20 protein-coding genes are annotated in these 21,544 nt (G+C 69.6%); 6 read left to right on the top strand and 14 right to left on the bottom strand.

The genetic code is table 11. The features are described from left to right. Positions 1-90 precede the first annotated feature (90 nt). The 11 genes from katG to ACIO52_RS21145 all read right to left on the bottom strand — a co-directional run bounded on the left by katG (position 91) and on the right by ACIO52_RS21145 (position 12,406). A complete protein-coding gene (gene katG, locus ACIO52_RS21195; protein WP_218719128.1) occupies positions 91-2,316 on the bottom strand; it encodes a catalase/peroxidase HPI in 2,226 nt (741 codons plus the stop codon). Next, positions 2,313-2,792, bottom strand: a complete 480-nt coding sequence (locus ACIO52_RS21190) for a Fur family transcriptional regulator (protein WP_218719129.1) — start codon at positions 2,790-2,792, stop codon at positions 2,313-2,315. The genes katG and ACIO52_RS21190 overlap by 4 nt, the downstream gene beginning before the upstream one ends. Positions 2,793-2,848: 56 nt before the next feature. Further along, positions 2,849-3,085, bottom strand: a complete 237-nt coding sequence (locus ACIO52_RS21185; RefSeq protein ID WP_402646054.1) for a hypothetical protein — start codon at positions 3,083-3,085, stop codon at positions 2,849-2,851. A gap of 8 nt (positions 3,086-3,093) precedes the next feature. Further along, positions 3,094-3,360, bottom strand: coding sequence for a GlsB/YeaQ/YmgE family stress response membrane protein (locus tag ACIO52_RS21180; RefSeq protein WP_316574519.1), 267 nt, complete (start codon positions 3,358-3,360; stop codon positions 3,094-3,096). A 52-nt stretch (positions 3,361-3,412) separates the two neighbouring features. Next, positions 3,413-3,619: a cold-shock protein gene (locus tag ACIO52_RS21175; protein WP_218719131.1), complete on the bottom strand. Its 207-nt coding sequence runs from the start codon at positions 3,617-3,619 to the stop codon at positions 3,413-3,415. A gap of 162 nt (positions 3,620-3,781) precedes the next feature. Then, entirely contained in the window at positions 3,782-4,132 is a 351-nt protein-coding gene (locus ACIO52_RS21170; RefSeq protein ID WP_316574520.1) for an HNH endonuclease, read from the bottom strand. A 91-nt stretch (positions 4,133-4,223) separates the two neighbouring features. Further along, complete coding sequence (locus tag ACIO52_RS21165) at positions 4,224-5,597, bottom strand: cutinase family protein (RefSeq protein WP_316574521.1); 1,374 nt, start codon at positions 5,595-5,597, stop codon at positions 4,224-4,226. Between the two features lie 359 nt (positions 5,598-5,956). Then, entirely contained in the window at positions 5,957-7,315 is a 1,359-nt protein-coding gene (locus ACIO52_RS21160) for a PucR family transcriptional regulator (protein ID WP_402646049.1), read from the bottom strand. Beyond that, the gene (locus ACIO52_RS21155; protein ID WP_402646046.1) at positions 7,312-8,943 is read right to left on the bottom strand and encodes an MFS transporter; all 1,632 of its coding nucleotides are present in this window, start codon (positions 8,941-8,943) and stop codon (positions 7,312-7,314) included. The genes ACIO52_RS21160 and ACIO52_RS21155 overlap by 4 nt, the downstream gene beginning before the upstream one ends. Positions 8,944-8,985: 42 nt before the next feature. Further along, the gene (locus tag ACIO52_RS21150) at positions 8,986-11,370 is read right to left on the bottom strand and encodes a glycoside hydrolase family 3 protein (RefSeq protein WP_402646043.1); all 2,385 of its coding nucleotides are present in this window, start codon (positions 11,368-11,370) and stop codon (positions 8,986-8,988) included. Positions 11,371-11,392: 22 nt separating this feature from the next. Next, on the bottom strand, positions 11,393-12,406 hold the full coding sequence (locus ACIO52_RS21145) for a hypothetical protein (RefSeq protein WP_342800168.1): 1,014 nt from the start codon (positions 12,404-12,406) through the stop codon (positions 11,393-11,395). 147 nt (positions 12,407-12,553) lie between these two features. Between ACIO52_RS21145 and ACIO52_RS21140 the strand changes: the two genes are divergently transcribed. Then, on the top strand, positions 12,554-13,801 hold the full coding sequence (locus tag ACIO52_RS21140; RefSeq protein ID WP_316574526.1) for a helix-turn-helix transcriptional regulator: 1,248 nt from the start codon (positions 12,554-12,556) through the stop codon (positions 13,799-13,801). A 2-nt stretch (positions 13,802-13,803) separates the two neighbouring features. Here ACIO52_RS21140 and ACIO52_RS21135 read toward each other — a convergent pair whose 3' ends face one another. From ACIO52_RS21135 to ACIO52_RS21125, 3 genes are read right to left on the bottom strand one after another with little or no spacing between them, the layout of a single operon-like run. Next, positions 13,804-14,421: a DUF305 domain-containing protein gene (locus ACIO52_RS21135; protein ID WP_218719137.1), complete on the bottom strand. Its 618-nt coding sequence runs from the start codon at positions 14,419-14,421 to the stop codon at positions 13,804-13,806. Continuing rightward, positions 14,418-15,968 carry a hypothetical protein gene (locus ACIO52_RS21130; protein WP_316574527.1) on the bottom strand — a complete coding sequence of 517 codons (1,551 nt, stop codon included), beginning with the start codon at positions 15,966-15,968 and terminating at the stop codon, positions 14,418-14,420. The genes ACIO52_RS21135 and ACIO52_RS21130 overlap by 4 nt, the downstream gene beginning before the upstream one ends. After that, entirely contained in the window at positions 15,965-16,573 is a 609-nt protein-coding gene (locus ACIO52_RS21125; RefSeq protein ID WP_218719139.1) for a TetR/AcrR family transcriptional regulator, read from the bottom strand. Before ACIO52_RS21125 ends, ACIO52_RS21130 begins: the two co-directional genes overlap by 4 nt. A gap of 127 nt (positions 16,574-16,700) precedes the next feature. Between ACIO52_RS21125 and ACIO52_RS21120 the strand changes: the two genes are divergently transcribed. The 5 genes from ACIO52_RS21120 to ACIO52_RS21100 all read left to right on the top strand — a co-directional run bounded on the left by ACIO52_RS21120 (position 16,701) and on the right by ACIO52_RS21100 (position 21,412). Beyond that, entirely contained in the window at positions 16,701-17,816 is a 1,116-nt protein-coding gene (locus tag ACIO52_RS21120; RefSeq protein WP_402646037.1) for a hypothetical protein, read from the top strand. After that, positions 17,816-18,844: a phosphotransferase family protein gene (locus tag ACIO52_RS21115; RefSeq protein WP_255587956.1), complete on the top strand. Its 1,029-nt coding sequence runs from the start codon at positions 17,816-17,818 to the stop codon at positions 18,842-18,844. The genes ACIO52_RS21120 and ACIO52_RS21115 overlap by 1 nt, the downstream gene beginning before the upstream one ends. A gap of 60 nt (positions 18,845-18,904) precedes the next feature. After that, positions 18,905-19,489: a TetR/AcrR family transcriptional regulator gene (locus tag ACIO52_RS21110; RefSeq protein WP_316574529.1), complete on the top strand. Its 585-nt coding sequence runs from the start codon at positions 18,905-18,907 to the stop codon at positions 19,487-19,489. 100 nt (positions 19,490-19,589) lie between these two features. Beyond that, positions 19,590-20,603 carry a TIGR03617 family F420-dependent LLM class oxidoreductase gene (locus ACIO52_RS21105; protein ID WP_316574530.1) on the top strand — a complete coding sequence of 338 codons (1,014 nt, stop codon included), beginning with the start codon at positions 19,590-19,592 and terminating at the stop codon, positions 20,601-20,603. Next, positions 20,600-21,412, top strand: coding sequence for an enoyl-CoA hydratase-related protein (locus ACIO52_RS21100; protein ID WP_316574531.1), 813 nt, complete (start codon positions 20,600-20,602; stop codon positions 21,410-21,412). Before ACIO52_RS21105 ends, ACIO52_RS21100 begins: the two co-directional genes overlap by 4 nt. Positions 21,413-21,544: the final 132 nt, after the last annotated feature.

The following is a 21,544-nucleotide window of genomic DNA, read 5'->3' as shown; positions in this document are numbered from 1 at the left end:
GCTGGTCAATCACCGGGCGGCGGACCGGAGGGCGAACTCGACGCGAAAAGAGCCCGGGCCGAGGGTCGGCCCGGGCTCTTCGACACCCGATCAGCGCAGGTCGAACCGATCGTTGTCGACCACCTTGACCCAGGCGGCGACGAAGTCGTCGACGAACCGCGCGCCCGCGTCCTGCTGCGCGTAGACCTCGGCCACCGCGCGCAACACCGAGTGCGCGCCGAAGACGAGGTCGTTGGCGGTGGCCGTCCAGCGGGCCTGACCCGTCTTGCGGTCGACACCGTCGAAGACGTTCTCGGTCGACTCCGAGGGCTTCCACTCGGTGCCCTGATCGAGGAGATTGACGAAGAAGTCGGTCGAGAGCACGCCGGGACGCTCGGTGAGGACGCCGTGGCTACTGCCCGCGTAGTTCGCGCCGAGCACACGCAGCCCGCCGATGAGCGCGGTCAGCTGCGGCGCGGTCACGTCGAGCATGTACGCGCGGTCGAGCAACAGGCGTTCCAGCGGTGCCTTCTCCCCGTCGCGCACGTAGTTGCGGAAGCCGTCGGCCCGAGGCTCGAGCACTGCGAAGGACTCGACATCGGTGGCGTCCTGGGTGGCGTCGGTGCGGCCCGGATGGAACGGCACGGTGACCGGGTGACCGGCGTCGGCGGCCGCCTTCTCGACGGCGGCCGAGCCGGCCAGGACGATCAGGTCGGCCAGCGACACGCGCTTGCCGCCCGCGGCCGAACTGTTGAAGTCCTGCTGGATGCGCTCGAGCACGGGCAGCACCTGCGCCAGCTCGCTCGGCTCGTTGACCTGCCAGCTGCGCTGCGGTTCCAGGCGCAGGCGGGCACCGTTGGCGCCGCCGCGCTTGTCGGTGCTGCGGAAGCTCGCCGCCGCCGCCCACGCGGTCTTGACCAGCTGCGCGATCGAGAGTCCCGAGGCCAAGACGGTGCTCTTGAGCGTCGCGATGTCCTGCTCGTCGATCAGTTCGTGATCGACCGCGGGCACCGGATCCTGCCACAGCTGCGGCTCGGGGACCCAGGGGCCCAGGTAGCGGCTGAGCGGTCCCATGTCGCGGTGGAGCAGCTTGTACCACGCCTTCGCGAACGCTTCGGCCAGCTCTTCGGGGTGATCGAGCCAGCGGCGGGTGATCTCCCGGTAGATCGGATCCTCACGCAGCGACAGGTCGGTGGTCAGCATCGTCGGTGTGCGCGCCGGGCCGTCGAACGGGTCGGGGATGGCGCCTTCGCCCGCACCGTCCTTCGGCTTCCACTGCCAGGCGCCGGCCGGGCTCTTGGTCAGTTCCCACTCGAAGCCGTACAGATTCTGCAGGAAGCCGTTGCTCCACCGGGTCGGGGTCGCGGTCCAGACGACCTCCAGGCCGCTGGTGATGGCGTCCCTGCCCTTGCCGGTGCCGTAGGAGCTCTGCCAGCCCAGCCCCTGCTGCTGGATCGGGGCGGCCTCGGGTTCGGGCCCGACCAGGCTCGCATCGCCTGCCCCGTGGGTCTTGCCGAAACTGTGGCCGCCCACGATCAGCGCGGCGGTCTCCTCGTCGTTCATCGCCATCCGGCCGAACGTCTCGCGAATATCGCGGGCGGCGGCCACCGGATCGGGGGTGCCGTTGGGGCCTTCGGGGTTCACATAGATCAGGCCCATCTGCACGGCGCCGAGCGGGCCGGACAGTTCCCGGTCACCGGCGTAGCGCTCGTCGCCGAGCCAGGTGTCCTCCGGACCCCAGAAGACCTCCTCGGGCTCCCAGATGTCGGGCCGGCCGAAGCCGAAACCGAAGGTCTGGAAACCCATCGACTCCAGCGCGACGTTGCCCGCGAACACCAGCAGGTCGGCCCAGGAGATCTTGGTGCCGTACTTCTGCTTGACCGGCCACAGCAGTCGTCGCGCCTTGTCGAGATTGGCGTTGTCGGGCCAGCTGTTGAGCGGGGCGAAGCGCTGCGCGCCCTGGCCGCCGCCGCCACGCCCGTCGGCGATGCGATAGGTCCCGGCCGCGTGCCAGCTCATCCGGATGAACAGGCCGCCGTAATTGCCGTAGTCGGCGGGCCACCAGTCCTGGGAATCGGTCAGGACCGCGGCGATGTCGGCCTTGAGCGCTTCGACGTCGAGGGTGGCGAATTCCGCTGCGTAGTCGAAATCCTCGCCGAGCGGGTTGGCCTTGGACGAGTGCGCGTGCAGCACCGAGACATCGATCTGCTCCGGCCACCAGTCCTTGTTGGCGTTCGGCCTGCGGTCGGTCTGCGGGGTGGGGGCGGGGATCGCCGGGTTTTCGCTCTCGCTGGTGGAGTCGCTGTCGCCGGTGGGAGGGCGGTTATCGGTGGTCACGATATTCCTTCCTGAAACGAGTCGTGCGGGCTGCGAGCGGAGTCGTCGGCGGAGGGGACGGTGGCGCAGTCGGGGCACCGGCCCCAGTAGATGATCTCGGCCTCGTCGATCGTGAAGCCCTGGGCGTCGGCGGCCGTCAGGCACGGTGCCTCGCCGATGCGGCAGTCGACGTCGGCGATCTTCGCGCACGTGCGGCAGATCAGATGGTGATGGTTGTCGCCGACGCGCGATTCATAGCGTGCCACCGACCCCCGGGGTTGGATGGACCGGAGCAGGCCTGCGGCGGTGAGCGCACGCAGCGAGTCGTAGACGGTCTGGTGCGAGACCGCGGACAGCCTGGAGCGCACGGCGCGGATGATCGAGTCCGTATCGGCGTGCGGATGGTCGTGGACCGCCCGCAGGACCGCCACCCGCGGGGCGGTGACGCGGAGGGACGCTCCCTGCAGCAACTGCTGGAATTCCGTGTCCGTCGGCACGTCCGAAAGTGTTCTCCGTTGTCTGGAATCGGTCAAGCATATGACCGGCCTCGTGTTTAGGGCCGGGAATCCGCGGTACCGCCACCAGCAGAACGGTCACCCCCGACACCGCGGGCGGCGGCCTGCTGCTCATCACGCGTGCGGATCTGCTCGACCGCGTCGGCGATCCGATCGACGAACGCCGCCTCGCCGAGCAAGTGGCGCTGCTCGACACCGATATCCGCCTGCTCGGGGCCTGAGCGGAATCGTCGCCGGACACCGCTGTGGCGGACGCGGACGCCCGGGTCCGCCACAGCATCGACTATCGGGTGCGGCCGGTGACCAGTCCGACCAGTGCCAGCAGCAGCACCGCACCACCGAAGCAGGTCAGGAAGCTGAACAGCAGACCACCACCGGCGACATCGACGCCCAGCACCTTCAGCAGGAACCCGCCGAGCAGACCGCCGACGACGCCGACGACGATATTGAGCACGATGCCCTGCTGGGCATCGGTCTTCATGACTTTGCTGGCGATCCAGCCGGCGATGCCGCCGATGATGATCCAGCCGAGAATTCCCAGTCCGAGCATTGCTGCCTCCGATCGTTTCCGGCCCTGGCGGGCCGTGATTGTGCGTGGATTCTCAGTCCAGGGCGCGGACGTCGGTCGCCTGCGGGCCCCGGTCGCTGTGGTCCATCTCGAACTCGACCTTCTGGTTGTCCTCGAGGGTGCGGAATCCGTCGCCGCGGATCTCGGAGAAGTGAACGAAGATGTCGGCACTGCCCTCGTCGGGCTCGATGAACCCGAACCCCTTCTCCGCGTCGAACCACTTCACAGTGCCTTGAGCCATTGCTTCCCACTCCGTTCGATCGGTACCTCTCGATCGGAGGATGTCCCGGACCGGAATCGGTAAACGGGTCACCACCCACCGATCTTCGGCGACGATGGGCCCACGGTCTGCTCCGTGGTGGCCCGGCGCCGCCGACCGCGAACCGTCACCTCGGGCTCCGCTCTAGGCGAAGCGGGTGGTGAGCTCGGCCGCGATCTCGTAGTGGCGCAGGAGGAAGGAGCGTTCGTCGAGCTTCTTGCGCCGCAGCCAGCCGGTGACCTCGGCGTTGCACTTGCTGGAGTTGCACGATCCGCAGGCGGGGACGACGTTGCCGAGGGTGTAGCGGCCGCCACGCGAGATGGCTTGCACGCAGTCCTTCTGCAGCGAGGTGGCGGGGGAGCCGCAGTAGGCGCACCCACCCCAGGACGTCTTGAGCGCGTCCCACTGCGCGTCGGTGAGGTCATGGGTGACGCGCGCCATCCGCTTCTTGCGCTTGCGCGCGGCGCGCACCTGTCTGCTACCGCCGGTCGGCACCAGGTGAGAATACGTGCCGCGACGGTCGGCGGGTCGCAGGCGGGCACACCGTGTCCGACCCGGCCGCGACGCCGCAGACGGGTGCGGTGGGCTACGAAACGACCTGGGAGCTCAGGTAGTTCAGCAGGAGGGGAACGTCCTCGCCGTAGTCGATGTGGGCTTCGGAGGCGTAGAAGTTGGCCATGTCCACGCCTTGGCGACCCAGTTGGACGAGCTCGTCGACGGTGGCGGGATCGGTGACGCTGAGCAGGGTTCGGGTGGTCGCGTTGAGGTCGGAGCGGATGCCCGCAGCGACGGGGCCGAGCACCGAGCCGGTGAGGTCGGCGCCGGTGGCGGCCAAGGCCGCCAGGTCGGCGGCGGCGGCGAGAGGGTCGTTGCGGTCGAGGGATTCGACCGCACGCCAGAGGATTTCCTGGAGGTGGCCGACGCGCTCGGCGATACCGAGGAGATCGAGGTGGGTCAGGGCGTCGGCGATGACGCTGACGCCCGCGGTCCGGCCGGACGGGTCGACCGCGGCGGCCGCGCGGATGACCTGGGCGACCAGGACCCGGTCTACCCCCGCGGCGGCCTCCACGAAGGGGGCCAAGGCGGCGTTGACGGCCCGTGCGGTCTGATGGGCGCCGCGGATGTCGCCCGCCGCGAGGGACTCCGGCAGACGGGTGAGGTCGTCGACGATGGTCGGCAGGTTCGCCGCGGTGGCGGTCCAGCCGGCGCCCATGGTGACGGCTTGGGCGATCAGACTGCTGGGATCGGCGGTGGCGGGGAGCAAGTTCGCGATCGGGGTGGGATCGCCGCTCAGGACCCGGCCCAGCACGGCCAGGAACGGGGAGGTGGCGGCGTCGAGGGAGCAGTACAGGTCGCCGTCGGCGCACAGCGTGCGAACCCGCTCCGACAGCGCGCCGAAATCACGGCTCCGGGTGCCGGCGATGCCGCGGCCGGGCTGCGGATTGCCCAGGGAGAGTGTGGTGTTCGGATCGCGATGCGGGTCGGCCAGTAGCCCGACCCCGACCACCCGATCGGCGTCGATGGGGCCGTCGCCGTTGCCGATCTCGGTGGCCAGATCGCCGATGCCGTCCGCGCCCTGGCTGTAACCGGCGAGCACGACCCGCGTCGAGCCGCACAGGCCACGCAGCATCTGGCGCAGACGGGATTCCAGGGTGCTCAGGGACTCGGCGTAGCTCAGGCCCTGATCGAAAGCGCTGGCGGCATAGGGGGCGTAGAGCACGGTGATGTCGCGGCCGAACTGCCGTCGCAGGCCGTCGCCGACAGGCCGGAGCATGCCGACGGGCACCTCGGGATCGGCGTCGAGTGTGGTCTCCCAGGTTCCCGGCCCGAGTATCGCGGTGTACGGGGTGCAGGGCTGCGGGCCGGATGTTTCCGCCCGCGCGTCGCCGACCGCCGCGGTCCCGGCCGCGACGACGGCGGCGACCAGCGTCGCGGCGGCGGATCTCGACAACCTGTTCATCGTCCAATTCCTCTGTTGCCGAAGGTGATTCGCGACGGTGCGACAGGTGTTGCAGCGCGCCGGACCGTCGTGGCCAATTCTGGCCGCTCGCCGCGGGTTTCGCCCACACTTTCAGATACAGTTTCATTTCAGATTCGATCCGGGCTGCGCGGTCCGTCGTCGGACCCGTCGACCGACGCCGTCCCCGGCCGGCCGCGCGCCGAGCCGGGGACGGGTCTTCACGGTGGCGCCAGTTCCACCGAGTCTGTGCCGGATCCGGGCGAACCGTCCCACGCTCACCGGCACAGAACGGTAGGCGAGGTACGGGCCGCGGCACTCGTCGCCGGACGACAGACTTGTCGGTGCGGGTTGTGCGCGCGTCACGAATCCGGGCCGGGCGCGACGGATTCGCCCAGGGTCGGCAGGATCGCGAGGGCGACCTGGAGTTCGAGGGTTCCGATATCGGCACTGCGGCCCAGGATCGCCTCCGCCTGCTGCACCCGGTAGCTGACCGTGTTGGGATGCACCAGCAGCCGATCGGCGGCGCGGCGGCGACTGCCGTTCTCCCCGAGGAAGACCGACAGCGTCGTTGCGAGCCGATAGGTGGTCTCGTCGGGTGCGGCCAGGCGGCCGAGCACCCTGGTGACGAACGCGCGTGCGTGCCCTGGGTCGGCCGTGCACAGCGCCGCGACCGCGATCTCGCCGTAGCGAGTCACCGGATCGGCGCGGTGGGCGGCCATGGTGGCGACGCGGCGGGCATGCTCGGCTTCGAGATGACTGCGCCGGAAGCCGTCCAGTCCGTGCGCGGGGCCACCGATCGCCGCTCGCACACCGGGCGGCAGCGCCTGCTGGAGTTCGGTGAAAGCCCTGGGCGAGAAGGATGCACGCGACCCGGACCAGCCTGCGAGAATCAGCGCGCCGAGCGGATGGGTGAGGGTGTTCTCGGCCCCGAGGTGCCGCGCGAGCTCGGCGAAGGCCGCGCCGAGGGTGGTCTGGGCGTCGCAATGCTCCGGGGCGCGGTCGAGCCAGGCCACGGCCGCGAGGTGGTACCGGTTCACCTCGTAGCGCAGGCGAGTCGAGGCGCATGCCGGATCGTGCTCCCGATCGGCGACGATGTCGGCGATCGCCGCCGCCTGTGCGGCCGCGGCGCTGCGCATCCAGCCCTCACGTTCGACTTCGTAGGCGTGTTCGGCCCGGATCATCGCGCCGTCGAGATAGGCGAACAGCCATCCCGTCGCCATCCGCAGCGCGGTCGGCAGTTGGACCGACCCGGGCGCGGTGGCGGTGATGCGGGTGAACATCCACTGCCACATGCCCTCCTGCGCCAGGCGATACAGCCGCATGACCTCGGTGAGCGGAACACCGCGCCACACCCTGGCCCGGATCAGCGCCAGCCCCGGCTCCGGCAGGTCGAAGCGCCGGGGATCGCCGCCGTGCTCGAGTGTGTCGGCCAGCTGGAGCATGTGCGCACTGATGCCGGCCCGGCTAGCCTCGGCCACCTGGTCGTCGGGGAACAGTTCGGGGATCTCGACCCGCATCCGCGCCACCGACGCCGCGGTGAGGTCGGGGGCGCAGCGGCGGATCTCCCGCGCGAGGGGGCGAAGGATGTCTTCCCAAACCTGTCCGGCCGCCTCGTCGTCGGGCGGCAGCCAGCCGCCCGACGACAGTGCCCTCCCGGCCACGCTCATGCGCCCGGCTCCGGGCGCGCAGGCGCTGGTGTGGGTGTCGCCCGTGGTCACACCGCCATCTCTCCTTGTCGATGAGCGGCGCCGCCGGTGGCCGGAGTGCGGCCGTGCTTCATCACCAGTGCGAGCGAAAGGGCCGCCACCGACGCGACCGCGCAGACCCAGAAGCCCAGCCGGTAGCCGTGATCGCCGAACAGGTCGGGCAGCGGGGTCGCCGGTTGGGCTTGCCCGCCGACCGAGACCAGTGCGCTCATGCCGTTGTCGTGCAGCAACGCGGTGACGACGGCCAGGCCGATCGCCACGCCCATGGACTGCATGACGCCGAGCATGCCGAGGCTGATACCCTGCTGCTCCTGCGGCACCGCCTCGACCAGCAGGATCGGCATGCTGGCGTAGTACATCCCGAAGCCGATGCTGAAGATCGAGTTCACGATCAGGAAGGTGGTGGTGGTCAGCGGCAGCAGCGCGAACGCGATGCCGGCACCGGCGAAGACGACCAGGGCGACGACCAGCGGCAGCCGGGCACCGATCCGCTTGGCCAGCAGGCCCGCCACCGCGCCGAAGACCATCGTGATCATCGAACCGATCAGGGCGATCCGGATGGCGAACTCGAGCAGGGAGTATCCGCTGCCGTAGCTGTATCCCGGATCGAGGGCCACTTGCACCGCCTCGGGCGGCAACGCCTGACCGGTCAGGCCCTGGATCTCGGCCAGCGCCGCCTGCCGCACACCGGCCACGACCGTCGACTCCGGCGGGGTCTGCGCCATATAGGCGATGGCATAGGAGACGATGCCGATCTGCAGCGATGCCAGGAGCGCCCCGCCCAGGACCAGTGCGACACGCGGATGGAAGAGCAGCCGCATGTCCATGATCGGTGTCGTCACGCGCTTTTCGACGACAACGAACAGCACCAGCAGCGCGATGCCGGCGATCAACCAGGACACCGTGGTCGGCTTCGCCCATCCCCAGTCGTGGCCCTTGTCGACGTAGATCAGGGTGAGCGCGGCGCCGCCGGAGAGCAACGCCGCGCCGACGACGTCGATCCGCTCGGCGACCCGCAGCTTGGACTCGGGCACGAGGAACCACACCAGTGGCATCATCGCCAGGGTGAACGCGGCCAGTACCCAGAAGATGGCGCGCCAGCTGTGGTTGTCGACCAGGTAGCCGCCCAGGATCGGGCCCGCGATGGAGGCGACACCGAAGCCCGTCGCGGTGAGTCCGAGCGCGAGCGGAACCATGGCGCGCGGCATCAGGTCCCGGATGAGGCCGTAGGCGATCACCGCGGTGGCGATGGCGGTGGCCTGCAGGCAGCGGCCGAGAAGGAAGACGGCCCAGTTCGAGGTGGTCGCGTCGAGCACACAGCCGATGACGAACAGGGCACCGCAGATGAGGAACATCCGCTTCTTGCCCCACACGTCACTCATCTTGCCGATCAACGGAGACGCGGCCGCTCCGATCAACCCGAAAACGATGATGGCCCAGTTGATGTCGGCCCCGACACCGGGGAAGCTCGGCGCGATCTTCTGCAGTGCCGCCGCGACGATCGTGTACTGCATCGGGGCGATCTCGGAGAACAGGACGATCACGGCGAGCACCGTGAGAATCCTTGTGCGCGAGGCGCTGTCGAGTCGTCCGGTGTCGTTGTCGTCGTCTTTGTCGAGTTGCGAGGTACTGGTGGACATGGCCAGGCTCCGTTGTTCGGTCGAATGGTCGAGCAAGTCGGGTCAGTAGATGTGGGCGGTGTGCGGGAGATCGGCAACCGAGGTGCCTACCTGCACGACGAACTCGCCGGGCTCGCTCTCCCAGCCGGTGGGTCCCCAATGCTGGAAGGCGCGATCGGGCAGGGGGATCGCAACGGTCCGGGAATCGCCGGGAGCCAGGGTGACTGCGGTGAAACCGGCAAGCCAGCGGACCGGTCGGTCCACGGCGCTGTCCGGGCGCGAGAGATAGACCTGAACGACCTGTTTGCCGTCGCGATCTCCGGTGTTGGTCACCGTGATCGACACGGTGCGCCCTGCCACGACGAGGTCGTCGGTCGACCACGTCGTATAGCCGAGGCCGTGGCCGAAGGGGTAGGCGGGTTCGGTGCCCGCCCGCAGCCACGCGCGATAGCCGATGTGGATGCCCTCGGTGTAGTCGAGGACGCCGTTGACCGGCGTGGTGTTCAGGACCGGGACGTCGGCCATGGTCTTGGGCCAGGTGGTCGGCAGCCGGCCGCCGGGTTCGGCGGTGCCGGTGAGCACATCGGCCAGTGCCGCGCCGAACTCCTGGCCGGGGAACCAGGACAGCAGCACGGCGGCGACGTCGTCGCGCCACGGCATCTCCACCGGTGCGCCGGAATTCACCACGACGACGGTGCGCGGGTTCACCGCGGCGACGGCGGCGACGAGCTCGTCCTGCCGGCCGGGCAGCCGCAGCGAGGTGCGGTCGACACCTTCGCTCTCGATCTGCTCGGTGGTGCCGACCACGACCACGGCCACCCCGGCCGCGCGCGCCAGTTCGACAGCGGCCGCGAACTCCTCCTCGTCGTCGCGCTGGGGACGCCGGACGCCGAGGGTGGCGCCGAGGATGATCCCGAGGCCGGGCATGGCCTCTTCGATGCTCGTCACGAGCCGCACCTCGACCTCGTCGCCGACGGCGAGGGTTCGGGTCACGTGACGCTGGGGCGGGTCGAGCAGCGCCGCGGCCGGATCGCCGGAATCCAGCGGCACGTTCTCGTCCAGCACGGTCTCGCCGTCGAGGTCGAGCCGGATGTGGCCGACGCCGCCGAAACCGATCTGCCAGTCACCTGCCCTGTCGGCGCGCAGGCGGGTGCGCATCTCGACCGTGTTCGACTGCGCCGCCAGCGGTTCACCGAGCAGCACGAGGCGGCTGGTGGTGCGGTGCTGGGTGCCGAGCACGGTGTCGTCTTTCAGGAACCGCGCGGACAGGCCCGGTTCGCCGGTCTCGGGATCGGTCATGATCGCCACCGGGGCCGGAATCAGATCCTCGGACAGGTGAACGCCCGCGGTGTGGGTCAGTGGCAGGCGGCCGGTCAGGCCTTCCACCGGGGTGGTGGTGTGGCCTGGGATCACGGTCGCGCTGCCGCCGCCGAGGAAGCGGGGTTCGCCCGCCGACGGACCGAGCAGCGCGATGTTCGTCTCCGGCCCCAGTGGCAGGACACCGTCGTTGCGCACCAAGACCATGGCCTGCGCGGCGACCCGGCGGACCAGATCCTGTGCTTGCGCGTCGGTGAAAACCGTTGTGGGTTGCGGTGTTCCGTCCAGAGCGCCGACGCGCTCGGCGAAGCGGAGGATGCGGCGCACCTTGTCGTCGATGGCCGACTCGGCGATCTCGCCCGCGCGCACGGCGGCGGCCAGCGGCTCACCCCACAGGTACGGCGGGCCGGGCATACACAGGTCGGTGCCCTGCGCCGCGCTCTCGGTGGTGCGCACGGCAGTCCAGTCCGAGACCACCACGCCGTCGAATCCCCAAGTGCCCTTGAGTGGTTCGTCGAGCAGCGGATTCTCGGTCATGGTGGTGCCGTTGACGGCGTTGTACGCGTCCATGATCATCCACGCGCCCGCCTCGACGGTGCGTTCGAACGGGTAGAGGTAGAGCTCACGCAGTGCCCGATCGTCGACGCGGACGTCGACGGTGAAGCGCTCGGTCTCGGAATCGTTGGCCACGTAGTGTTTCGGGCACGCGCTGACGCCGTGCGCCTGCACCGCCCGCACGTAGGCGTCGGCCATCTCGGCGGTGAGGAGCGGGTCTTCGGAGAAACACTCGAAATGTCTGCCGCCCAGCGGGGAACGATGCAGGTTCATCGTCGGGCCGAGGACTGCGTAGACGTCCTTGCGGCGTGCCTCGGCGGCGATCAGGGCGCCGATCTCGCTGAGCACCGCCGGGTCCCAGGTCGCGGCGACCGCGGTGCCGGAGGGCAGGCTCATCGACGGGTCGCGTTCGTCCCAGTTCTCGCCGCGCACACCGGAGGGGCCGTCGGAGACCGGCATCTCGGCGAGTCCGAGCGCGGGGTCACCGGCCATCCGGAACAGGCTCGCACCGGAGATCAGGCGGAGCTTGCCGTCCAGATCCAGTTCGGTGAGTAGTTCCTCGAGGTGGTCTTGCATGAAAGACGCAGCCTTTCCTAGGTCAGCGGGTGATGGTGCTGGCTTGATCGGACCAGTGGGGGTTGTGCAGTATTTCGCCGGTCTCGGTGAGGAACGCGGCGCGAGCGGCGGAATCGCCGCGCAGTCGGTCCATGAACCAGGCGGTGACGTAGCCGAGGTAGCGGTAGACGCCCTCGGTGCAGCTGTAATTCGTGCAGTGCGGCTGGCCCTGGACGTCGTTGTGCTGGGCGCCGACCACCGCGGCGCGGGCTTTGGGCAGTCCGGCGGGCAGCGCGTCGTAGTACGCCTGCATCGACTGCATCCCGATCAGCTGCGGCGGGAGTTGCTGCGTCGAGGGCGAGGCGCCGTCGGCCGTGCCGTTGACCAGCAGCACCGAGCCCGAGGTCACCGCGGTGGGGTCGACGCAGGGGCTCTGGCCGTCGACGGTCGGCAGTGACCCGCAGGCCGCCGACCACGGCATCTCGAGCGTCAGCGCGGTATCGACGGCGCCGCCGCCGCGGGCGAGCGCGTTGATCGCGCCGAGGCCGCCCTGCGAATGCCCCGCCGCGCCCACAGCGGTGATGTCGATCTTGCCGTGGAAGATGCCGGTCTGGTCGCTGTTCTGCTGAGCCAGGTACCGCACCGCGTCGAGCAGTTGCACGCCGGTGCCGGTGTCGGTGCGGTCGGCGGCGATCACCACGAATCCCCAGGACGCCAGATGCGCGAGCAGATACGCGTATTCGCGCGGGTGAGCCAGGGTGCCGTTGCCCCAGGTGATGACCGGGTGCACGACGCCGCCGGCGCCGAGGTCGGCCGGGTACCAGATGTCGTAGCTGTCGCCGGTCGATGTGCAGCAGTCGATACCGGTCCGCTCGGTCACGGCCCACGGGCCCGGCGCGTAGTAGGTGGCTTCGACGGGGGCGGTGGGTCGGTAGGGCGGCGCCGCCCCCGCCGGGGTCACCCCGGTCGCGGCGGCGACCAGTAGCGCGAGGGAGATCAGCGCGACCCGCGCGCCAGTGCGCGGGCGCCGACCGGACAAGACAGTTCTATTGCTCACGATCTCGGACGATAGGGAGATCCACGGGCCGGACCACGTGGTCAGCGCCGTCTTGCAGACTGTTTGCAGACACCCCGCGCGGGGGAACACCGGCGACGTATTCTCGACACCGATGAACGAGTCGGCCCGCAGTGTCGCGGACCTCGCATGAGCGAGGTCGGCTCCGCGTTGCGTGCGGCGCGCACCGCCGCGGGGATCAGCCTGCAGGGGATGGCCGCGCGCACGAACTATTCCAAGCCGTACCTCGGTCAGCTCGAGACCGGGGCCCGGGTGGTGCGTGCCGAACACGTGGCCGCCTACGAGTCTGCACTGGACACCTCGCTGACTGCTCTGCACGACCGGCTGACCGTCGAGTCGGTCAGCGAACTGGACGATCTGCCCACGCAGCTGTCGTCGCTGCTGCTACCGCCACACGGCGCGCACGGCCGTGGCCAGCACCCCGCCTTCGCCGCGACCGAGCTGGCGGCCGCCGAACAGCTCGTGACGTGGGCGCGAGGCAGGCAATGGAGCGACGGGCAGGCGCCGCGCCACGCGGTCACGGCCTGGCTGGCCGCGAATCTGCCACGGTTGCAGCAACTCTCGGCTGCACAGCGGCACGGTCGCGCCCTGCGGATCGGTGCGGAACTGGCCGATATCGCCGCCGCCATGAGCTGGGACGTGGAGGACATCGTCGCGGCCCGCCGCTACTCGGTGGCCGCCGCTCGGCTGGCCCACGCCGCGGGCGACACGGTGCTGACGGCTGCGATCCTCACCGAGTCGACGTGGCAGTTGCTCGACAGCGGCAGCCCGGCGGAGGCACTGGAGATCGCCCAGCTCGCCCAGTATCTGGCGCGCCGCACGGCGACGCCGCTGCTGCGCGTGGCGCTGGCCGAGCTGGAGGCCTACGCGCACGGCATTCTCGGTGAACAGGCGGCGTTTCAGCGCGCGATCGTCGTCGCCGCGGAATGCCGTGGCGAAGCCGCGGCGACCGCGTCCGCCGATCACCCCGCCGACCGCAGCCTGATCGCGGCCACCATCGGCATGCTCCTCGGCCCGCGTCGGGACTGGCCGGGGCCGGGCCAGCAGTCGCGGCTACTCGGAAACAGCTACCGGCAGCTCATCGCGACCCGGCCGGATCTGGCCCGGATCGCCTTCGGCGACGTCCACCCACCGGTGCCGCGGGAATTCCTGACACCGGCGATGACCGCGATTTCCTCGGCTCGTCTGCAGTTGATGCTCGGCGATCCAGAACAGGCGGTCGAGCAGGTCGAACTGGCGTTGTCGTTCGAGGGCAACCCGACCGGCCGCACTGCGGCCCGGCTGTCCGACTTCTGGCACGAGTCGGTGGAGTTCGCCGCGGTTCCGGCGGTGAGCGACGTCCGCGGCGCGATCCACGACATGGTCGGGCTCGGCTGAGCTCAGCCGGTGGCTGCCGTGCCGCGCCTGCCGAGCAGCAGACCGATGAGCCCGGACTCCTGGCTCTGCGTGCTGATCATGTCGCGCGCCGCCTGTTCGACCGGGCCGCCGGTGGACAATTCGTCGAAGGTCTGGGCCATGGCCACCCCGCCCTGGTGGTGCCGATACATCAGACGCAGGAACTTCGTTTCCGCCTCCGCGCCGTGGGCCTGGGCGAGAGCGTCGAGGTCGGCCTGGGTGGCCATGCCGGGCATCGTGGCCGACACGGCGTGGTGATGGCCGGTCGGCATCCACGACATCGGGTGCGGGTTGGTCGGGGTCACCGCGGCCAACCGGAGCCAGCCGAGCATCATGCCGATCTCCAGACGCTGGGCGGCGGCGATCTGATCGGCCAGCTGCCGCACCGTGGGATCGACGTCGGCGGCGAGACGGTCGACCATCATCAGCGCCTGCTGATGGTGTCCGGTCATGTCCTGCACGAAGCCGATCTCGGTCGGGGTCAACACCGGTGTGGCCGTGACGTTCTCGGAGACCACCAGCGGTCGCAGAGCTGCCCCGAGCACCAGCAGGAGCAGGATCGAGGCGGCCACTGCGGCGCCGAGGGTCACCCGTCGACTCATGCGCCGACCGTCGTGTGCTGGTCGGCGGGCGGGAGGTACACCTCGGGCGACAACTCCAGGGTGAGCAGGCCGTTGTCGGCACAGGCCGCCCACAGCTGATTGCCACGCCATTCGGGGGCCGAGAAGCACCAGTCGGTGGACAGATCGCCGAAGGCCACCTCGCCGGTACGCGAGCCGATCGCCTGCTCCGGATCGAAGGCGCCCGACTCGACGGCCTGCAGGACCGAGGGCGCGCTGAGCAGCGGGACGCCGATGATCGAAGCGAGGGCATGCGGGGAGTTCCACAGCTCACTGTTCTGGCCGGTACGCGCGGGTGGGTTGTAGTACGCGATCTCGCGCACCCGGAGCGGGTCGCGCACATCGAACACCCGGATGCCCGAGGAGATCCAGCCACACGCGAGCGCGGTGGGGTTCACCGGCCGGTCGGCGGAGCAGTAGTGGGCGTCGTAGGCGAACAGCGAGCCGCCCATGCTGGAGGCCATCGCGCTGTCGCGGTGCTGGGACAGATTGATCTCCAGCTTGATCGTGTTCACCACGCGCGGGTGGGTGTCGTCGGAGATGTCGATGAGTTTGACACCGCCGGAGCCCGCCTCGTCCGCGGTGAACAGAAACGGCACGCCGTTGTAGGTGACGGGCACGTTCTGCTGGGTCGCCCAGCCGTCGGTCCAGGTCAGCTGGGAGATGATCGGCACCTGCGGGTCGGGGTCGCGTCGCTGGACCGCGGAGGTGTCCAGGATGGTCAGCCCGCCCATGTTGTTCGCCAGATACAGGCGGTTGCCGTCGGCACGCAGGCCCATGCCGTGCATGGACTGACCCGGCATGCCCTGCCAGATCACGCGGGGGTCGGCCGGATCGGTCAGGTCGACGGCGCTGACGATGCCGGGGATGACGCCCGAGGCCCAGTAGGTGCGGCCGTCCGGGGAGAAGCCGCCTTCGTGCGCCGTGATCTGCACCGGCAGACGCAGGTCGGTGCCGGGGCCCGGGTTGAGCAGGCGCGGGTGCGCGCAGTCGGAGATGTCGTAGACCGAGATCAGCCCGGCGCCGGTGAAAGCGGGAACGCCGGTGCCGACCAGCAGCTTTCGCGCCGCGTTGACCTTGAGGCTCTCCCAGGTCCCGGCCAGCATGGCCGGCTCGGTGAGCGTTGCGGTGAGCACCGGGTTCGCCGGATCGGCGACGTCGATCACCTGCACGCCCTGGGCGGGCCCGAGTACATTGCCGGGGAAGAAGCTGCCCAGGTAGACGCAGTGGTCGAACTGCGTCGAGGTGATTCCGGCGCCGCGCCCCGCGTAGCCGCCGATGCGGCTGATATTGCATCGGTAGCCCTGGGTGCTGCGGCCGCTGTCGCGGTCGGCGGCGGGCACGTCGCCCTGCAGGCCGGGTTCCGGGAGCGCATCGCCCGCGCAGCTCGCCCGGGCGACGGCGGTATCGGCGATCGTGCGGGTCTCCAGGACGACCCCGGTGGTGTCGGGCTGTGCGAGGCCGGTGGTGGTGGGAATCAGCAGTACGGCCGCCACGGCGATGAGCAGGCGGCGATAGGGAGTTCTCATGTCGTACTTTCGTGGTGGATGGCCAGGGTGACCAGGGCGTCGGCGGTCTGGCGGCAGAATCGCTCGCCGTCCTCGTCGCCGCGGGTGAGAGCGCGCAGCAGCGTTGCGCCGCGCAGGAATTCGAAGAGCAGATCGGGATCGCAGGTGGGGGAGACCTGGCCGGACTCGATCGCCGCGTCGATGGTGGCGCGTAGCGCGACCCGCGCCAAACCTTCGCCGCGCTCACGCAGCCGCTGGTAACTCTGCTCGTCGTCGTGATAGGCCGAGAGCAAGCCGGGAATGCCCGAGCGTGCCGCGGGGTGGGTGGCGGCGGCGAAGAACAACCGGGTCCAGGCCAGTAGATCGGCGCCGATGTCACCGGTGGGCTGTGGGACGACGCCGGTCTCGAGCGCGAAGATCGCGTCCTCGACAAGGTGGATCTTGTTGGGCCAGCGGCGGTAGATCGAGGTGGCGACGACCCCGGCCCGGCGCGCGACGCCCTGGATGGTGGTGGCCTGAAAACCTTGCTCCACCAGCAATTCCTGGGTGGCTCGCAGCACTTGGGCATCCAGCTGCGGGTCGCGGGGGCGGCCCGGCCCCGATCGAGCCTCGCGGCGTTCACTCACCGTTGTTCACTCCTCCGTCGGCTGGGCAGAGCGTAGCCGAGATCGGATCTTTTTAAAAACGCGTCATGGTGTATTCAAATTAGCTAACTTGAAACCTGTTCCACCCCACATTCGCGAAGGAAAGCCCATGCTGACTCCCCAGGACGAGCTGCTCTGCCATCAGTTGCCGACCACGTTCGACCACGTCGTCCAGAGCGATTTGCGCTGGACCGAGCGCATCGTGCTCTACGGCTTCGACACCACCGGCCGGGTCAGCGTCATGACCGGCATGGCCCGCTACCCCAACCGCAACGTCATGGACGCCTACGCGATGGTCACCATCGACGGCACAGCGCACGTGGCGCGCCTGTCGCGCGAGATCGGCGGCAGGTACGACGACCTGGGCGCCTGGCAGGTCGGCCCCTACCGCTACGAGATCACCGAGCCGCTGCGCGGGGTGCGCGCCAGCCTCGGCGACAACGACCACGGGGTGCGCCTCGAGCTGAACTTCGCCGGACAGTTCCCCGCCTACGAGCAGGAGCCTGCCTTCTTCCGCAGCCGCGGGCGGGTCCGCGAGGACGCGCGACGCTACTACCAGAACGGTGCGGTCACCGGCTGGCTCGAGGTCGACGGCGAACGCATCGAGATCGATCCGAGGACCTGGTGGTTCGGTCGCGACCATTCGTGGGGCACCCGGCACGGTGGTGGCGGCGGCAGTCTGGGCGAGGGGAGCGGCTTGCAGCCGTCCGAAATCCCCGACGGTGTCCTGTATTTCATGGGCATCTTCCAGTTCGACGACGAGTTGGTGCACTTCGCCCAGCGTGAGACCGCCGACGGGCAGCGCTGGCACTTCGAAGGCTCCATCCAGCAGCCCATCGAAGCGCAGGCACCGGTCGTGCCGATCGTCGGTGTCACCCACGACCTGAAGTTCCGCGACGACTTCCGGATCGTCACCGAGGGAACGTTCACGACGAATGCCGCCGACGGCAGCGTCCGTACCTTCTCCGTGACCGCGCTGCATGATTTCTGGCCCGGTCTGGCCGGCTACGACATGTACCGCGGCTACGCCTCGGGCATCTGGAAGGGCGAGTCCTACAGTGACGGCTTCACCGTCGACCTGGACGACACCGACGAACTGCGTCAGGTCAGCATGCTCACCGAGACCTTCTGCAAGGTCGAGAGCAGCGACGGAAAGGTCGGTTACGGCCTGGTCGAGATGGTGTTCATGGGGCGCAACGCCCGGTACGGATACGAGGGCTACTGATGACCGCGCGACCCGCGGCAGAAGATCTGCCGACCGCAGTCGGTCCCGTGGTGTGCGCCGGAATTCCCGGTGCGAACGCCGCCGAGGTGACGAACTGGTCGGCCAGCCCGCGCGGGTTGGCGACCGAGACCTTCCTGTTCGATCTGGAACGCGACGACGCCGAGCCCGTGTCGCTGGTGCTGCGCCGCCCGCCCGAGGTGGCGTTGTTTCCCGACTACGACCTGCTGCGACAGGTATTGGTCATGCGTAGACTCGCCGGCACCGCGATCCCGGTGCCCATCGTCCGCTGGCTGGATCGGGGCACCGAGGCCCTCGGCAGTCCGTACTTCGTGATGGACCGGATCGAGGGCAGCGCGCCCGGTGACCTGCCGTCCTATCATTCGGCCGGGCTCTACTTCGAGGCCGAGCCCGCCGACCGGGCCACGATGTGGTGGGGCTGCGTCGACACCATCGCCGAGATCCACCAGCTCGACTGGCGCACCTTGAGTCTGGACTTCCTGGCGTTTCCGGAATTCGGGACGGCGCCGCTCGAGCAGATGATCGGCTATGTCGATGCCGCGCTCGGCTGGGCCTCGACCACTCAGCCGCCCGCGCTGCGCCGGGCCGTGGACTGGCTGCGCGCCCATCTGTACGAACCCGAGCACGTCACGCTGTGCTGGGGTGACGCCCGCATGTCGAACATCCTCTACGACAACGAATTCCGGGTCACCGGCGTGCTCGACTGGGAAATCGCCTACCTCGGCGACCATGAGGCCGACCTCGCCTGGATGCTGTTCCTGGACTGGGCGTGTTCGGAATTCCAGAACACCGAACGACTTCCGGGTACGCCGACCCGGGAGGAGACCATCGCGCGCTACGAGGAGCGCAGTGGGATGAAGGTGCGCAACCTGCGCTACAACGAGGTATTGGCGGCGGTCCTGCTCAGTATTCCGCTGCTGCGGATGGCGCACCGGCTCCAGCTGCCGCCGGAGGTCGACGTCACCGCGTTCTGCGCTCAGCGGATCGAGCAGTTGCTGGCCGAGGGCTAGGGTCAGGTGTGGGCACGGGTCGCGGCGGCTCCGAATAACATTACAGTCTAGTATGTAATAGTGACTTCGGAGACCTCGCCGCGCCCCGGCCGTCCGCGCGACGCCGACAAGGACCTCGCCGTGCTCATCGCGGCCAGGCAGCTGCTGGCCGAGGTGGGTTATCCGCAGACCACGGTCGTGGCGATCGCCAAGCGTGCCGGGGTGAATTCGCCGGCCATCTACCGGCGCTGGCCGACTCGGCAGGCCCTGCTGGAGGAGGCCATTCACGGTCCGGGCGCGTACGCGCCGCCCGAGCCGACCGGCGACCTGCGCGCCGACCTGGCGACCTGGGTGCGCATCTTCCTCGCGCGCGCGGACAGTCCCGCCGCGCGCGCGGGGGTGCCCGGCCTGCTGGCGGATTCGCAGACCGAGGAGGCGCGGCGGCGGCTGCTGGCGATCGGGGCCCCGGTGCGCAAGGCGTTCGCCGAGTTGCTCGCGGGCGCGGTCGACGACGGCCGGATCCCGCCCGGCGCCGAGGCCGAACTCGTCTTCGAGATACTCGCGGGGACAACGACATTCCACGCACTGTCGCGGGGCGGCGAACAGGCCGACCTGTTCGTGTCGCGGATGGCCGACGCGCTGTACGCGCTGGTGTCCGCGGGCTGACCGGCGGCGGGGGAATGTGTGACTCACTGCACCCGTCTAATAACGTTACATGCTATTATGTAATTATGATCGCAGTGCTTCCGCAGTTCGCGGCGGATCGATGAAGGTCGATCTCCAGTTGAACGGTCGTCCCGACGAAGCCGTCTCGCGGGCAGCCGAATTGATCGCGTGCGGCGCCGATGGTCTGTTCACCTTCGAGGGGCCCCACGACGTGTTCCTGCCGCTGACCCTGGCGGCAACCGGTGCCGAACCGGTCGACCTGATGACCAACGTCGCCATCGCCCTGCCGCGCAGCCCGATGCACCTGGCGCACACGGCCTACGACCTGCACCTGCTCAGCCGGGGCCGGTTCCGGCTGGGCCTGGGCTCGCAGACTCGCGCGCACATCGACAAGCGGTACGGCGGCCAGTGGTCCCGGCCCGCGGCGCGGATGCGCGAGGTCGTCCTGGCGGTCAAGGCCATCCTCGGTTCCTGGCAGGACGGCACCCCCTTGCGCTTCGAGGGTGAATTCACCCGGCACACCCTGATGCCGCCCACCTTCGTTCCCGGTCCCAATCCCTATGGCGTGCCCGAGATCTGCCTGGGTGCGCTCGGCCCGATCATGACCAGAACCGCGGCCGAGGTGGCTGACGGACTGCTGGTCATGCCGTTCAACAGCGCCCGCCATTTCGCCGAGCGCACCGTGCCCGCTATTCGGGAAGGACTCGCCCGCGCCGGTCGCGACGCTGCCGACCTGGCGATCTATCCCCAGGTGATCGTCGCGATGGGCCGGACCGCCGGCGAACTCGAGGCCGCCGCCGTCGGCGTTCGCCGGCTGCTCGCCTTCTACGGGTCGACGCCCGCCTACCGGCCGGTCCTCGAGGTGGAGGGCTGGGGTGAGCTCCAACCCGCGCTGAACGCGCTGTCCAAGCGCGGGGAGGTCACGGCCATGACCGAACTGATCGATCACCGGATGCTGCGGACGCTCGCCGTCTACGGCACCCCCGAGGAGTGCGCCGCCGAGATCGTGGCGCGCTTCGGTGCGGTCGCCGAGCGGATCTGCTGCTATTTCCCGGGATATCCCGTCGCCGACGCACACATCCGGGACCTGGTCACCGCATTGCAGGTCGCATGAACGAGGTCGAGATCGATATCGCCGACGGTGTCGCGGTGGTGACCTTGAACCGGCCGCAACGCCGCAATGCTTTCACCGCCACGATGGGTCGCGCGCTGGGCCGGGCCTACCGCGAGCTGGACGCCGACGACACGGTCCGGGTCATCCTCCTGACCGGTACCGCCCCCGCCTTCTGCGCCGGAGCGGATCTGGGTGGCGGAGCGGCGACCTTCGACCGGCCCGACCGTGCCGCCTTTTCCGCCTCCCCGGTCGACCCGCCTGCCTTCGCCCTGCGGAAACCGGTGATCGCCGCGGTGAACGGGCACGCCATCGGCATCGGGCTGACCTTGGCGATGCAAGCCGATATCCGCCTGGTCGCTGCCGACGCCCGCTACGCCATTCCGCAGGTGCGCCTCGGTGTCGTGCCCGACGCGGTGGCGCATTGGACCGTGGCCAAGGTGGCGGGTCTGTCGGTCGCGGCCGACATCCTGTTGTCGGGGCGGACGATCGACGGCGCCGAGGCGGTGCGGCTCGGCCTCGCCACCCGCAGCCTGCCCACCGCCGATGTCCTGCCCGCCGCCCGCGCGATGGCCACCGACATGGCCACCAACGTCGCGCCGATGTCGGCGGCATTGAGCAAAAGGCTGCTGTGGGACACCGCGATCCACGGCTACGACCCCACCCGCGTCGCCGACCTCGAAACCGAACTGCACCTGCGGGTGATGGGTAGTCCCGACGCCACGGAGGGGATGCGCGCCCGGCTCGATCACCGCACGCCGGTGTGGTCTGCCCGGCTGTCGACCGACTGGCAGGACTTGCCGCGGTCGTGACCTTCCGGTCGCACTCGACAGGGCGAGCGGAGCTGCACCGGCCTGTGCTCGTCCGGTCGTAGACCCTCTTGTCCGTTCCTCTCGACACCACGCGGTGCCGTCGAAATCCACACAGGTACTCGCTGTTTCAGC

It is taken from the genome of Nocardia sp. NPDC087230 (assembly GCF_044744725.1).
GTDB classification, from domain to species: Bacteria; Actinomycetota; Actinomycetes; order Mycobacteriales; family Mycobacteriaceae; genus Nocardia; species Nocardia canadensis.
The sequence above is the reverse complement of the archived record's forward strand: the minus strand, read 5'-3'. Positions and strand labels throughout refer to the sequence as shown.